Origin of the sequence: Streptomyces tubbatahanensis (assembly GCF_022699385.1) — a bacterium.
GTDB lineage: Bacteria > Actinomycetota > Actinomycetes > Streptomycetales > Streptomycetaceae > Streptomyces > Streptomyces diacarni.
In genome coordinates, this window is record NZ_CP093846.1 from 261936 (window position 1) to 274590 (window position 12655).

15 protein-coding genes are annotated in these 12655 nt (G+C 70.5%); 5 read left to right on the forward strand and 10 right to left on the reverse strand.

Features of this window, described 5'->3' with window-relative positions:
- Positions 1-58: 58 nt before the first annotated feature.
- On the forward strand, positions 59-1219 hold the full coding sequence (locus MMF93_RS01090; RefSeq protein ID WP_242748638.1) for a CaiB/BaiF CoA transferase family protein: 1161 nt from the start codon (positions 59-61) through the stop codon (positions 1217-1219).
- Between the two features lie 88 nt (positions 1220-1307).
- Here MMF93_RS01090 and MMF93_RS01095 read toward each other — a convergent pair whose 3' ends face one another.
- A complete protein-coding gene (locus MMF93_RS01095; protein WP_242748640.1) occupies positions 1308-2810 on the reverse strand; it encodes a PucR family transcriptional regulator in 1503 nt (500 codons plus the stop codon).
- 180 nt (positions 2811-2990) lie between these two features.
- Between MMF93_RS01095 and MMF93_RS01100 the strand changes: the two genes are divergently transcribed.
- Positions 2991-3635 carry a hypothetical protein gene (locus MMF93_RS01100; protein ID WP_242748642.1) on the forward strand — a complete coding sequence of 215 codons (645 nt, stop codon included), beginning with the start codon at positions 2991-2993 and terminating at the stop codon, positions 3633-3635.
- A gap of 244 nt (positions 3636-3879) precedes the next feature.
- Positions 3880-4728, forward strand: coding sequence for an AAC(3) family N-acetyltransferase (locus MMF93_RS01105; RefSeq protein WP_242748644.1), 849 nt, complete (start codon positions 3880-3882; stop codon positions 4726-4728).
- Here MMF93_RS01105 and MMF93_RS01110 read toward each other — a convergent pair.
- Together MMF93_RS01110 and MMF93_RS01115 are read right to left on the reverse strand one after the other, a co-directional pair.
- Positions 4725-4970 carry a transposase gene (locus MMF93_RS01110; protein ID WP_423835332.1) on the reverse strand — a complete coding sequence of 82 codons (246 nt, stop codon included), beginning with the start codon at positions 4968-4970 and terminating at the stop codon, positions 4725-4727. The two genes, MMF93_RS01105 and MMF93_RS01110, sit on opposite strands and share 4 nt — an antisense overlap.
- A gap of 109 nt (positions 4971-5079) precedes the next feature.
- The gene (locus MMF93_RS01115) at positions 5080-5256 is read right to left on the reverse strand and encodes a hypothetical protein (protein ID WP_242748646.1); all 177 of its coding nucleotides are present in this window, start codon (positions 5254-5256) and stop codon (positions 5080-5082) included.
- 115 nt (positions 5257-5371) lie between these two features.
- Between MMF93_RS01115 and MMF93_RS01120 the strand changes: the two genes are divergently transcribed.
- Together MMF93_RS01120 and MMF93_RS01125 are read left to right on the forward strand one after the other, a co-directional pair.
- Positions 5372-5896: a hypothetical protein gene (locus MMF93_RS01120; protein WP_242748648.1), complete on the forward strand. Its 525-nt coding sequence runs from the start codon at positions 5372-5374 to the stop codon at positions 5894-5896.
- Positions 5883-6224, forward strand: coding sequence for a winged helix-turn-helix domain-containing protein (locus tag MMF93_RS01125; protein WP_242748650.1), 342 nt, complete (start codon positions 5883-5885; stop codon positions 6222-6224). Before MMF93_RS01120 ends, MMF93_RS01125 begins: the two co-directional genes overlap by 14 nt.
- 10 nt (positions 6225-6234) lie before the next feature.
- On the opposite strand, the gene MMF93_RS01130 is transcribed toward MMF93_RS01125, so the two are convergent.
- The 7 genes from MMF93_RS01130 to MMF93_RS01160 all read right to left on the reverse strand — a co-directional run bounded on the left by MMF93_RS01130 (position 6235) and on the right by MMF93_RS01160 (position 12584).
- The gene (locus MMF93_RS01130) at positions 6235-7227 is read right to left on the reverse strand and encodes an NAD-dependent epimerase/dehydratase family protein (RefSeq protein ID WP_242748652.1); all 993 of its coding nucleotides are present in this window, start codon (positions 7225-7227) and stop codon (positions 6235-6237) included.
- Between the two features lie 2 nt (positions 7228-7229).
- The gene (locus tag MMF93_RS01135) at positions 7230-8111 is read right to left on the reverse strand and encodes an energy-coupling factor ABC transporter ATP-binding protein (protein WP_242748653.1); all 882 of its coding nucleotides are present in this window, start codon (positions 8109-8111) and stop codon (positions 7230-7232) included.
- Positions 8108-8974 (reverse strand): energy-coupling factor ABC transporter ATP-binding protein, encoded by an 867-nt coding sequence (locus MMF93_RS01140; RefSeq protein ID WP_242748655.1) that lies wholly within the window; start codon positions 8972-8974, stop codon positions 8108-8110. The genes MMF93_RS01135 and MMF93_RS01140 overlap by 4 nt, the downstream gene beginning before the upstream one ends.
- A gap of 3 nt (positions 8975-8977) precedes the next feature.
- A complete protein-coding gene (locus tag MMF93_RS01145) occupies positions 8978-9775 on the reverse strand; it encodes an energy-coupling factor transporter transmembrane component T family protein (protein WP_242748657.1) in 798 nt (265 codons plus the stop codon).
- A gap of 30 nt (positions 9776-9805) precedes the next feature.
- The gene (locus MMF93_RS01150; protein WP_242748659.1) at positions 9806-10438 is read right to left on the reverse strand and encodes a hypothetical protein; all 633 of its coding nucleotides are present in this window, start codon (positions 10436-10438) and stop codon (positions 9806-9808) included.
- An 86-nt stretch (positions 10439-10524) separates the two neighbouring features.
- Positions 10525-11715 (reverse strand): sialidase family protein, encoded by a 1191-nt coding sequence (locus MMF93_RS01155; protein WP_242748661.1) that lies wholly within the window; start codon positions 11713-11715, stop codon positions 10525-10527.
- 107 nt (positions 11716-11822) lie between these two features.
- Entirely contained in the window at positions 11823-12584 is a 762-nt protein-coding gene (locus tag MMF93_RS01160) for an FCD domain-containing protein (protein WP_242748663.1), read from the reverse strand.
- Positions 12585-12655 lie beyond the last annotated feature (71 nt).

Below are 12655 nucleotides of genomic sequence, written 5' to 3' on the forward strand. Positions count from 1 at the left end.
CCTCTGCCGCCGCGTCGCGGCCCCTCACCGCCCCTCACCTGACCGAAAGGCCCACGCGATGAACGTCTTCACCGGACTGCGTGTCCTCGACCTCAGCCGGGTTTTGGCCGGCCCGTACTGCACAGCCCTGCTGGCCGACCTGGGCGCCGACGTGGTGAAGGTCGAGCCACCAGGCGGTGACGACGCCCGCCACCTGGGCCCGTTCCTGGACGGGGAGAGCGTGTACTTCGCCCAGCTCAACCGCGGGAAGCGCAGTATCGTCCTCGACCTGAAGAACGCCGACGACCATGCCGCGCTGCTGCGGCTGGCGGCGCGGGCCGATGTCCTGGTGGAGAACTTCCGCCCCGGTGTCACCCGGCGACTCGGCATCGACCACGCCGCGCTGCGCACCGCCAATCCGCGGCTGGTCTACGCGAGCATCTCCGGTTTCGGCCAGACGGGCCCGATGCGGGAGTACCCCGCCTACGACCTGATCGTGCAGGCGATGTCCGGGCTCATGGCGGCGACCGGCGCACCAGGCGGACCGCCCACGAGGGTGGGTGAGTCGGTCGGGGACCTCATGGCCGGGCTGTTCGCCTCCTGGGCGGTCAGTGCCGCCCTGTTCGACCGCGAACGCACCGGCCGAGGCCGGTACGTCGATGTCGCCATGCTCGACTCGCTGGTGTCCTTGCAGGTGACCGCGATGAGCCTGCTCACCGCGACCGGCCGGCTGCCAGGACGCGTCGGCAACCGGCACCCCGTCTCCGCGCCGTTCGACACCTACCGCACCGCCGACGGACTCGTCGCCGTCGCCGTGGCCAGTGACACGGTCTTCGCGCGCTTCGCCCACCTGGTGGGACGACCCGAGCTGCCCGGGGACCCGCGGTTCAGCGACGACACGGCCAGGGCCCGGCACCTCGGAGAGATACGGGAGATCACCGAGAGCTGGTCCGCCACGCTGACCACAAACGACGCGGTGAAGCAGGCGCTGGACGCGGGCGTCCCGGCAGCCGCCATCCGCGACCTCGCGCAGGCGGTGGACAGCGAACAGATACGGGACCGCGGCCTGATCGGCGCTTTCGACCATCCCGTGCTGGGCCGCACCCCTTTCCTGCGCCAGCCGGTCCATTTCGGGGAGGTCGCCGCGACCGCCGAGGAGAGGGCGTCTTCGAGCCCGGGTCTCGACGAACACGCGGCACAGGTCATGCGCCAGTGGCTCGCGGAAGACCGGTCTTCGTGAACACGCCCGCGGTCGCGCGTCCGGTCCGGGGCGAGCACCCGCCCCGGGCTGCCGCGCGGCGCGGGTGGCACCGCGTGCGGCCTCCGTCTCACGGCCCGGAGACCGCGCCCGCGCCTCCCTCTCCCCCGGCCTCCAGTGCGCTCAGCGCGAGCCACAGTTCCATGCGGTTCGCGAGACGGCCGAGGTCACGCCCTGTGAGCTGTTCGACCAACCGCAGCCGGTAGCGCAGGCTGTTGCGGTGGAGGGTGAGGGCCTCCGCGGTGGCGGCGGGCGCGCAGTCGTGTGCGAGGTACGTGCGAAGGGTCGCGGTCAGTTCGGCGTGGTGCTCCTCGTCGTAACGGAGCAGGGGAGCAAGGACGGCCCGGCCGAGATCGTGCAGCGGCAGCTCCAGGTTGCCCATCAGAAGTCCGGTGATGCTCAGCGGGGAAGCCCGGTGCACGCCGGGCCCCGCCTGCGCCCCCTGGCGCGCCTCGAAGTACCCCGTCCGCAACCCCGGCACACCACGGCGCGCCTCACTCACGCCGACGTGCACGTGCCGGTCCACCATCGCCAGGTGCCTCGCGACCATGTGTGCACTCGCCTCGGCGTCGGCGCCCTCGGGCACGAGCACCGTCACGGTGTCGTCGATCAGGGCGGTGGGCAACCGGTCCCCCTCCCGCTCCAGCAGCGGACGCAGCGTCCACGGCAGAGTGCGCAACCGATCGGGGTCGCCGACGATCCGCGCCACCACGACCGCGTGGTGCGCCTCGGTGGAGATGCCGTACGACGACAGGCGACGGCGGGCCTCGCCCTCGGACACGGTGCGGTGCACGACGTCTTCGAGCAGCTGCCCCAGCAGCTCCCGCCTGCCGGTGAGTACGGCCTGGTGGCGGGCGACCTCCAGGCCGAGGATGCTGGTGGCGAACGACAGCAGCTCACGCTGCTCGGCGGGTCGTCGGGTGCACAACCACGCCACCGGCACATCGGCCACACTGACCGGCACCGCCGTCCCCGCCTCGTCCACCAGGCGGCCTTGGGTGGCATCCGGCCAGGCGGACGAGGCGGGAAACCGGGAGAGGACGAGGCCCGCGGGGTCGACGACGGCGAGCGCCCCCGCCCCCAGCTGCCGGTGGAGCCGGCGCAGCAGACCGCGGAAGCCGTGCCCCGAGGTCAGCTCGCGCACGAGCTCGTCCTGGAGCGTGACCGCGGCGCGTACCGCGTCGTACCGCTCGGCGAAGATCCGCTCGGCCACCCAGTGGCTGATCTGGACGAACGGCACCTCGACCGGTGAGCTGACCAGCGCGAGACCCGCTTCCTCCGCGGCCTCGACCACGGCATGCGGCACACTGCGGTGCACGAGACCGGTACCGAAGCAGAGCGCGGCCACGGGGAGTTCGGCGAGCCGATGGGCGAGCCGGTGCCATTCCGCGTCCTTTCGCTCCAGCATGCCCGTGGACAGGACGAGCTCACCGCCGCGCAGGAACGGGAGCGGATCGGGCAGCTCCGTCGTCGAGACCCAGCTGATCGACCGGTCACCGGTCCGGCAGTGACGGGTGAGGGCGCGCAGCCCCAGAGCGGACTCGTCCAGGAGATCGGAAACGGTGACAGACACCTCGCGATTGTGCACCAGCCCCGGGCGCCGGGACGAACCGCTCGACGACACGCGCAGTGAGGCGTAGGCCCTGGCTGACCTGGGCGGGAGCGATCTGCCGCGGCCGAAAGTCGCCGCGTGGTGGCTGCTTGGACGGGGGAGCTTCCCGGGGTGATACGCCGTTGCCTCTGGGGGGTTCGGATGGGCTGGAAGGAAGACGTCAAGGTGCTGCGCGAGGCAATCGATGAGCTCGGGAAAGGGGTGGGGTCGGGGCTCACGGAGTTGCGGGAGCAGAACCAGGAGATGCGTGGCTTGCTGGGTCAAGCCCATGCTGATCTGGTCACTGTGAGGCGGGAGGTGGAGCAGTCACGCGACGCGGTGGCAGCGCTGCGCGCCGAACTGGCGGAACGGCCCCGGCCGGATCGGACCACGGTGGCCCGGGGCCAGGGTGAGGAAGCAGGTGAGCAGGACCGCGAGGAGTTGCTGGGGCTGGCTGCGGGTGTCGCCCGCGCCGAGTTGGTGTGCCACCGGGACACGTGGGCTTTCGTCGTGGAGCGGGCGTCCCGCGGTGAGCACTTCAGGTTGCCGACGGACATCTCCGAGCAGCCGGACGGCACGGTGGAGGTGGACGTGTCGGGGCGGTCGCTGCTCGCGGCGGTGGACGAGTTGTGGGCGGTGCGGCGCGAGCCCGGCGCGTCAGTGGGCACGCAACGGATGGCGGCTTTGGCGTACCAGCGGATCGGGGAGGCCCTGCGTGAGACGGGTCAGGCTGCGGATGCCGGCGCGGACGAGCGGCAGGTGACGCGCATCGTGATCGACGACCGGCCGTCAGGAGGCGAGGCGTAGGCGAGGGGCGAAGCGAGGGCTCTCGTCGCGCGACGCGGTGAGAGCCCTCGACGCCTGCCTGCTCACGGGATGCGCTGGTCGCCGCGTGCCGGCGGCGAAGCCGACGTCACGCCTCAGAGCGTGTCTTTGATCCCGCAGCAGGCCCTGGGCAGGGTTCGGCACGGGAAAGGGGCAGTCGAGGCTGGAGGTAGTTGTCGAAAAAATCGGTGGTATGTCGCCCTCGGGCCGTGCACACTCACCAGTCATGTCGACGACGCCTCCGGCCGGCCCGCTGTGTACGCGTGATTCACTCGCCTCCGAGCTGCGCGACATTGGCCTCCAACCTGGTGAGACCCTCCTGGTGCACTCCTCCCTCAGCTCGCTCGGCTGGGTGTGCGGGGGCCCCGGCGCCGTCGTCATGGCACTGCTCGACGCCCTCGGCGACCGCGGCACCCTGGTGGTGCCGACGCATTCTGGCGACAACTCGGACCCAGCGAACTGGAGCAATCCGCCCGTGCCCGAGACGTGGTGGGCGGACATCCGCGCATCGATGCCGGCTTACGACCCGCGCACCACACCCACCCGCGGTGTAGGTGCGATCCCGGAGGCCTTCCGCAACTGGCCTGGAGCCGCCCGTAGCGCGCACCCGCAGACCTCATTCGCGGCCATAGGCCCGCGCGCCTCCACGATCGTGGACAGCCACGCGCTGGACTGCCAGCTTGGTGAACGCAGCCCACTCGCCCGGCTGGAAGAAGCCAGGGCGCGGATCCTTCTGCTGGGCGCGGGCTTCGAATCCTGCACAGCGTTCCACCTGGCCGAGTACCGGATTCCCGCTCCGCAGGTCGACAGCTCCTTCGCAGTCATGACCCCGCAGGGCCGCCGCTGGAGCACCGTGCGCGATACCTCGATCACCGATGACCGCTTCGATGATCTGGGCGCGGCTTTCGAGAAAGAACGCCCAGTGGTACGGGGCACGGTGGGTGCGGCCGAGGCTCGGCTGTTCTCCCTGGCTGACGCCGTCGCATACGCCCAGGTCTGGCTCGCCGAGCACCGTCCACGCGCGTCCTCGACCCAAACGCCCTCCCGAGAGCAGAGGGGAGAGAAGGGCGGTTAGGTCTCGGCCGACACTGGTTTTCTCGGCCAGCTGGGGGTGGCGCCTTTGCGGGAGAGGCGCCTGGTCATGAGAGTGATGGCGGCCCAGGTGATCAGGCTTTCTGAGTGCTGGGGAAGTCTTTCGTAGTCTCTGGCGTGTCGGCGGGCGTGCATCATCCAGGCCAGGCTCCTCTCGACGACCCAGCGGCGGGGCAGGACGACGAAGCCGGAGGCGTCCCGGGGGCGGCTGACCGTCTTGATCATCAGGTTCGAGTGCTGCTTGTGGCGACCGCCCGAGGCCCTTTCCCCCTCTCGCGGCGGATGGGCGTGGCATGACGCAGGCCGGGTCGGGCAGCAGCGGTTCGATCAGGGCTCACTCGGCATCGGTGGTGTCCGAGGGGTAGCGACGCCGGCGCATGAGGCAGGCGCCGGCGATGAGGTCGAGGGTGGATTCGATCAGCCGTCGGCCCTGGTCCAGATCAGCGGTGGCCAGCTCCAACGCGACGCGCGCCCAGCCCGAGAATGCGGCGCCGCGTCTACGCGCGCACACAAAACCCGGCTCGCAGGGCCGCGGGGCACCACCGCGCGGGTTGACCTCTCCCCGCGAGGCAACTACTTTCCTGTCAGGAAAGTGATTCCGCCAGGGAAAGTTTGGGAGGCTCCCGATGACAGACCGTCCTACCCCCGCCGAGGCCGCCCGCGCGCTACAGGAGGCCGAGCACCGAAGGGACCAGGTCTTCGCCTCGGTACAGGAATCCCGGTGGGTCGCGGTGGTGTGCGGGACCGTGCTGTTCGTGTGCCTCGCGGCGCCGGACTTCTTCGGCTCCGAGGCGACGCGGTGGACCTCCCCCCTCCTCGCGGTGCTGTCGGTGACCTACGCGGTCATGCTCAACACGCGCCGCGGCTCGGCCCTGCTGGGCCGGCCCACGCGGCTGCGCAGGAAGGAGATCGCACCGAGGTTCGCCACCCTCGCGCGCGTGATCCTGCTGCTGGTCATGGCGGCCGGCCTCGCGGCCGCCTTCATTCCGCACCCGGGCATACCTCTCCCCTACTGGCGGACGGTCGCAGGCGTGCTGCTCGGCGGCTTCGTGATCGTGTTCGGCCGCCGGTCCGAGCAGGCACTGCTCGCCGTCGCCCGTCGGGACAGGACCGAGGGGAAGGATCTGGGTTGGGCTCATGGCGGCCGCTGACTTCGACCCTGTGCTCCTGGACCCGACACGGCTGTCGATCGTGTCGCTGCTGTCCGGTGTCCAGTGGGCCGAGTTCGCCTGGGTGCGGGAATCGGTGGGCCTGTCCGCCTCGGCCCTGTCCAAGCAGATCACCACGCTCGGCAACCAGGGCTACGTCGACATCGACAAGGGCTACGTCGGTAAGCGCCCCCGCACCTGGCTGAACCTGAGCGAGGAGGGACGCACCGCGCTGGAGGCCCATCTCGCGGCGCTCCAGCGGGTCGTGGAGGACTCCCGGCGGGCTGCGGACACCTATCGGGCGACGAACGAGAGGCCCTCGCACGGCTGAGGGGCCGCCGTCACCGGCGGTCGGTGAAGACGTCGGGGTGCTGCCTCGCCCACGCGAGGTACTCGCCGGCCTGCTGCGCGAGGGTGGCGGGTTTCCACGACAACTCGTCCCGGGCGCGGTCGGCCGCGTAGAGACCGTTCTTGCCGTACTCGGCGTCGGGATCCATGTCGGCGTCGGCCTGCTCGGCGGGGACCGTGCGGGCCTCGACGCCGAAGTGCGCCAGGAGGTCGGTGACGGTGGTGCGGATGCCGCTGGAGATGTTGTACGTCCGGCTGCCTTCGCCCTCTCCCCCGGCGAGCCGGCTCAGGGCCCGGGCGGCGTCGGTCGCGCTGAGCCAGTCCCCGCCCGCCTGAAGCGTGCGTTCCGTCAGTCCGACCTCCCGCCCGCGTACCGCTGCCGCCGCGAGGTGATACGGCAGGGACATGACCGCGCGGCCACTGCTCGGCCGCTCCATGGGCCCGAACATCTTGGTCAGGCGTGCGATGGGCACCTGGAGCCCGTACAGCTCGCTGAACCGTTGCGCGACGAGCTCGCCTGTCACCTTGGTGACGCCGTACATCTCGTCGGGCGCGGGCGGCGTCTCCTCGGTGAGCAGTCGGTGCGGGGAGTTCCCGTAGACGGCACCACTGCTGACGAGGAGCACGCGCCGCACGCTGCCGGTGCGCCGCGCGGCGTCGAGGACGTGCGTCGTACCCGTGACGTTCACGCGGACGAAGCGCGCGGGGTCGCGGCGCTCGGTCAGCGCGTCGTGCGTGACCGTGGCGCCGTGGACGATCACGTCGGGCGCGCCGGCCGCGACCGCGTCCGTCACCGCCGCGCTGTCGGCGACGTCGGTGCGCAGGTAGCGGACGCGTTCCCCGTGTTCGCCGAGGTACCGGGTGAGGACCTCGTCGGGCTCGTGCAGGTCCAGTGCGGTGACGAAGGCGTCGGGATCGGCTGTGAGCAGTTCCCTCACCAGGACGCTCATGACGAAGCCCCGGGCTCCGGTGACCAGATAGCGCATGTTCACTCGACCTCGCCGATCGGGGAGACAGTGGTGCGGGACGTGGGCAGCAGGGCGTCGCGCATGGAGCGGACCGCCTGGTCGACCGTGAGGGCGCCGGGCAGACCGATCTCGGCCGCGAGTACGGCGGCCTGCGGTGGCCGGATGTTGGTCTCCTGGAGCACCTCGCGCTGGGAGAAGACCTGAGCGGGTGTCCCGTCGGCGAGAACGTGCCCCCGGCGCATCGCGATGACGCGGGTGGCGTACTCGGCGACCAGCGCCATGTCGTGGGAGATGATGACGACCGTGCGGCCCTGGGCGTGGTGGTGGGCGAGCGAGTCGAGGATCTTGCGTGACTCGGCCCGGTCCTGGCCTGTGGTGGGTTCGTCGACGACGACGACGTCACACCCCATGACCAGGGTCGAAGCGATGGCCAGGCGTTGGCGTTCGCCCCGCGAGAGGTGGATCGGGTTGGCTTCCGCGCGCCCCTCCAGCCCGACCAGCTCCAGGGTCGCGGACACCTGGTGTGCGAGCGCGGCGGGGTCGGCGCCGAGGTTGCGCGGGCCGTACTCGAGTTCTTCGCGGCAGGTGTCGTGGAAGATCTGCCGGTCGGGGTTTTGGAAGACATATCCGACGGTGGCGGCGAGGTGGTGCAGCCGCGAGCCGCGCGTGTCGATGGTCCTGCCGCCCCCCGTGTGCAGGCGGACGGCACCGCCGGCGTTGGTCGGGCGGAGCAGGCCGTTGAAGTGTTTGGCCAAGGTGGTCTTGCCTGAGCCGTTCTTGCCGATGATCGCGACGAACTCACCGCGGCCGATGGTCAGGTCCACCCCCGCCAGGGCCTTGGTGTCGCCTTTGTAGGTGTGCTCGACGTCGACGACCTCGATGACGGCGTCCGGGTGGCTCATGTGCGGTTCCTGTCACTGTGCGGAGTGTTCGTCATCGCTTCCCAGGCGGTTACGGCCGCGGGGACGGACAGGGGCAGCTCGGATTCCCAGTGCCCCAGCTCCCTCAGCCGCAGCGCGATGTCCAGCACCTGGGGCCGGTCGGGGGCGGCGGAGCCCATGAGGACCTCGCGCGGGGTGCCCGTCGCCTCGATCCTGCCCTGACGCATGGCGATGAGGCGGTCGGCGTACACGGCGAGTTCCTCGACCTTGTGCTCGACGACGAGGACGGTGACACCCTCGTCGGCGAGCACGCGGATGGCGTTCATGACGCCTTCGGTGCCGGCGGGGTCGAGCTCCGAGGTGGGTTCGTCCAGCAGCATGATCCGCGGGCTGAGGCAGAAGACCGAGGCGACGACGACGCGCTGCTTCTCCCCGCCGGAGAGCGCGTGCGTGAACCTGTCGAGGAGGTCGCCGATGCCGAAGAGTTCGGCGGCCCGACTCAGGCGGCGTTCGATCTCCGGTACCGGGACGCCCCGGTTCTCCATGCCCCAGACCAGCTCTTCCCGCACCACGGTGTTGACCAGCTGCACCTCCGGGTCCTGCAGGACGAGGCCGATGGTCTCCGTGATGTCGGACAGGCCCGCGAAGTCGCTCAGCGGACGGCCGAAGAGTGCGATGTCGCCCCGCATGGCGGCGCCATCCTCGTGCCGGGGAATGACGCCGGAGAGGCACTGCAGAAGAGTGGACTTCCCCGCGCCGGTCGGGCCGAGGATACCCACGATCTGCCCGGGTGCCACCTCGAAGGCCACCTCGTCGAGCGCGCGCCGCTCGGCGCCCTCGTAGCGGACGGACAGGCCGGAGACGGCCAGGGCCGGTGTGCTCATTGCTCATGCCCCTTCGGTGAACGGTGCGGGCAGCTGCCACTGCATGGCCAGCAGCGCGGCGGCCAGGACGAGGACGCCGGCGACCAGCGCCGCGTCGCTGCCCCTGAAGGCGGCCGACCGGTAGAACGTCCGCGGCCCCGGCAGGCTGTAGCCGCGCAGCTCCATGGACAGGGCGATCTCGCTGCTGCGTTTCATCGAGCCGGCCAGCATGGGGAACAGCATGCGGACGATGGCGCGTCCGCGGCGGAGCGGGTGGCGCGAGCTGCTCTCGGCCGATCCGCGCACCGCCATGGCGGTCAGCAGGGTCTTCGCCTCGTCCTGCAGCAGGGGCAGGAACCGGAAGGCGAAGCTGGTCAGGTAGGCGAACTTGTAGGGCACGCCGACCTTGTGGAGGGCCAGCGCGATGTCGGACGGGCTGGTGGTCACCGAGAACCCGTAGAAGCAGATCCCCATGGCGAACAGCCGCATCCCGATACCCAGTCCGAGCAGGACGCCCGACCGGGACAGCGAGACCCCTGCGACCGTGGCGATCGCCGGACCCCCTTGGACCAGGGCCTGCAGGAGGGTGAGGAGGAGCACGAGCGGGATGATGAGGAGCAGGGCCTTGGCGTACGAGGCCGGGGTGATCCGTGCGAGCACGGCGAGGCCGAGCACCACGACCGCGGTCAGCGCGACGAGCACGTCGACGCGGGTCGTCGTCAGCGCGAGGGCGAGGACGACGAGGATGGCGACGATCTTCGCGCGCGCGTCGGCGCGGTGCAGAACCGTCTTTCCTGGCTGGTAGAGCATCGTTCCGCTCATTGCGGGCTTCTCCTGGTTCGTGCGAGCCGGTCAGATCGCATCGGCGATCGCTTGGGCATCGCGTTCCTTCTGGACCAGCCCGGTGTTGACCAGCCGGCGCATGATCCCGTAGGTGATGAAGGATCCTGCGAGGTAGCACGGCTGGACGACCAGGATCTGGCCTGCGATGAAGTCCCAGGGCAGATGCAGGATGAGGCGGTTGCCCACGCCGAACATCAGCGCGTCGCCCAGCCCGGCGATCTGCCCGATGAGGACGAGCTGCCACAGCTTGAGGCCCTTGCCGCGGGTCTTCATCAGCCACACCAGCAGCGCCACGGGAATCGTGTGCGCGGCGTTGGTGAGGAACAGGAAGGGGGCCATCGGCTGGGAGGCCGTGAGGTTGGAGATGATCGGGTTGATCCACGCGGTGATCAGCGCCCCGGTGAGGCCGTAGAACGCCGCGGAGGGCACCCAGATCGCGCAGACGACGATCGCGGAGACGAGCGGAACGCTGCCGCCGGTGAGAGCCAGATCGAGGCGCTCGGTGATCTGGAGGACCACCGCCATGGTCAGCCCGAGGAACACGCACGTGATGATCGTGCGGGTGTCCCGGGGCAGCAACCGGAATCTCCAGTTGGGAAGCGTCGTCCAGCGCTTCTCCGAGACGGGTGTCGCCATAGCCATGCGTCTTTCCTTCACTGGTGGGTGCGGGCGCGGGTGTCGACGCGGGCGCCCTGCGAGGTGGCCGGAGCGGCCGCCGTGGATGCCGGTCAGCCGGCGGCGGCCGTACCGGCCGGTGCCGGGGTGTCGCCACCGGGCTCGGGCAGTGCGAGGGCGCGGTTGACGAGCAGGCGGGCAGCGGAGTCCGCGCTGTCCATCCGGCCGGCCAGGACGTCCTCCTCGGTGAACCGGGCGAGGCAGACGCCCCGGTCGCCGAAGCGGTCGTGGTCGTACACGACATGGATGCGGCCGTCGGGGCCGACGGCCGCGTCGGGGTAGGAGACGTCCTCGCGGTCGTCGAGGAGGAGCCGGTGCGGCCAGGTGTCACCGTCGTCGTCGCTGAGGAACGCGGTGAGGTTGGTGCGGCCCTTCCACTCCTTGACGTTGCCCTGCAGTTCGATCTCCTCGCGGGACCGCCGGTCGCCGAAGTCCGCGTGGTTGATCATGAGCAGGCGGCCCGAGGGCAGCCGCCGGATGTGGAAGCGGGAACAGGGGCCGTCGATGTGGCTCCTGCGGCCGGGTGACCATGTCCTGCCGCCGTCGTCGGAGAAGCTCTCCCCCACGCCGTCGAAGCACCGGACGAGCATCCACAGCCTGCCGTCGCGCCTCTCGACGATCATGTGCTCGTCGAAGCTGCGGTTCGGTATGTCCGCACCGCCGAGGTAGGAGAGCGTCTCCCCCTCGTCGGTCGAGACGTACGCGTTGGAGAACCGCTCCGCCTGCAGCGGGTGCTGCTCGGTGGGCGTGTGGCAGGCCCAGATGGCCGCGGGGAACAGCCAGGTGCCGTCGGAGAGCACGGTGGGCTTGTTCATCATGATGCCGTTGGCGATCCGGCGCGGCGCGCTCCAGACGGGCTCCTCGTCGTCCGGGTTGTCGCTGGTGGCGACCCAGACACCGATCCGTCCGTCGAAGAAGTCGCGGCTCTGGTTCCACGTCATCCACAGCCGGTCGTGGGGGTCACGCCACAGGCAGGGGTCGTACACGCGCACCTCGGGGTCGTCGTGTTCGACGACGAAACGGGGGCCGTCCCAGCTGGTTCCGTCGTCGTCGCTGGTCGTGACGACGACGAAGTTCCCGCCGGTCTCCGTCTCCTTCCCCGAGTACCAGTTGACGTACAGCCGGCCGCCTCGGGTCCGCTCGATAGACGGGATGCCCTGCCACTTGCGGTGTGCGTCCTGGTAGCGGGCACCGGTGGGGCGTGAGTGGATTCGTGCGGGGGACATGGTGCCTGCCTGCGGCATGCCTTCTCCTGTCATCGGTGGTGCTGCGCCATCGGTACGTGCGACGGTGCACGACAGTGTTGAGGAGGCATCGGCGTCTGTCAATAGTGACGAACGCTGCTCACGGCTCAGTCATTCGCAGGCACCCACTCCAGCAGTCGCTGGACGAGCACTTCGTTCCCACCGACGATCGAGGTCTCCACCGCGGCGATCATCGCCTCGAAGTGCGCCCGCATGGCCTCCTCGGCACCGACCGGGTCCCGCCGGGCGATCCGGTCGGCGACCGCCTGGTGCTCGGCGACGACCTTCTCCTCGTCGCGCCGCGTGGCCAACACCGTGTCCAGCACCGCCTCCACCCGGTCCAACTGCGGCGCGAGCATCATCTCGGCGGCGACTCCGAGGATCTTGTTCGTCGACATCTCGACGACGGCCCGGTGGAACTGCAGCCCCGGCTGCTCGATCATCGGGGCACTGCCGACGACGCGGGCGTGCTGGTCGCACAGCCCCCGCAACCGCTCCAACTGCCCCTCCTGGGGCGCCCTCGCGGCGTCGCCCGCGACCGCGCTCTCCACGGCGAGACGCGCCCTGAGCAGGTCGAGCAGGTCCTTGGTGTCGCGCACCGCGTTGTGCAACGAGTCCTTCGCGCGGTGGGTCAAAACCGCCTCGGCCGCACGGCGCCTCCCCTCGACGGCCAGCGTCCGCCCCTTGGTGCCCACCGGCTCGGTCCAGCCCCGGGCGTCCATCTCCCGCAGCAGCCGGGAAACGGACGACTCGCTGAGCTCCCTGCCGCGTCGCGCCAACTCCCGCTGGGCGTTGCGCGTGCCCAGCGGATCGCTCGACCCCGACATCAGTTGCAGGAGCGCGAGCATGGCTCCTTCGCGGTCGTGCATCGTCGTCCTCTCACTCGTGCCGCCGGACGCCTCGTTCGCCGGCCGGTCCATCCTCACCCGCCGTGTGCCAC

Coding starts and splice junctions, on each gene's coding strand:
- MMF93_RS01090 (WP_242748638.1), top strand. CDS start 59: ATGAACGTCTTCACCGGACTGCGTGTCCTCGACCTCAGCCGGGTTTTG.
- MMF93_RS01100 (WP_242748642.1), top strand. CDS start 2,991: ATGGGCTGGAAGGAAGACGTCAAGGTGCTGCGCGAGGCAATCGATGAG.
- MMF93_RS01105 (WP_242748644.1), top strand. CDS start 3,880: ATGTCGACGACGCCTCCGGCCGGCCCGCTGTGTACGCGTGATTCACTC.
- MMF93_RS01110 (WP_423835332.1), bottom strand. CDS start 4,970: ATGATCAAGACGGTCAGCCGCCCCCGGGACGCCTCCGGCTTCGTCGTC.
- MMF93_RS01120 (WP_242748648.1), top strand. CDS start 5,372: ATGACAGACCGTCCTACCCCCGCCGAGGCCGCCCGCGCGCTACAGGAG.
- MMF93_RS01125 (WP_242748650.1), top strand. CDS start 5,883: ATGGCGGCCGCTGACTTCGACCCTGTGCTCCTGGACCCGACACGGCTG.
- MMF93_RS01130 (WP_242748652.1), bottom strand. CDS start 7,227: ATGCGCTATCTGGTCACCGGAGCCCGGGGCTTCGTCATGAGCGTCCTG.
- MMF93_RS01135 (WP_242748653.1), bottom strand. CDS start 8,111: ATGAGCCACCCGGACGCCGTCATCGAGGTCGTCGACGTCGAGCACACC.
- MMF93_RS01140 (WP_242748655.1), bottom strand. CDS start 8,974: ATGAGCACACCGGCCCTGGCCGTCTCCGGCCTGTCCGTCCGCTACGAG.
- MMF93_RS01145 (WP_242748657.1), bottom strand. CDS start 9,775: ATGAGCGGAACGATGCTCTACCAGCCAGGAAAGACGGTTCTGCACCGC.
- MMF93_RS01150 (WP_242748659.1), bottom strand. CDS start 10,438: ATGGCTATGGCGACACCCGTCTCGGAGAAGCGCTGGACGACGCTTCCC.
- MMF93_RS01155 (WP_242748661.1), bottom strand. CDS start 11,715: ATGCCGCAGGCAGGCACCATGTCCCCCGCACGAATCCACTCACGCCCC.
- MMF93_RS01160 (WP_242748663.1), bottom strand. CDS start 12,584: ATGCACGACCGCGAAGGAGCCATGCTCGCGCTCCTGCAACTGATGTCG.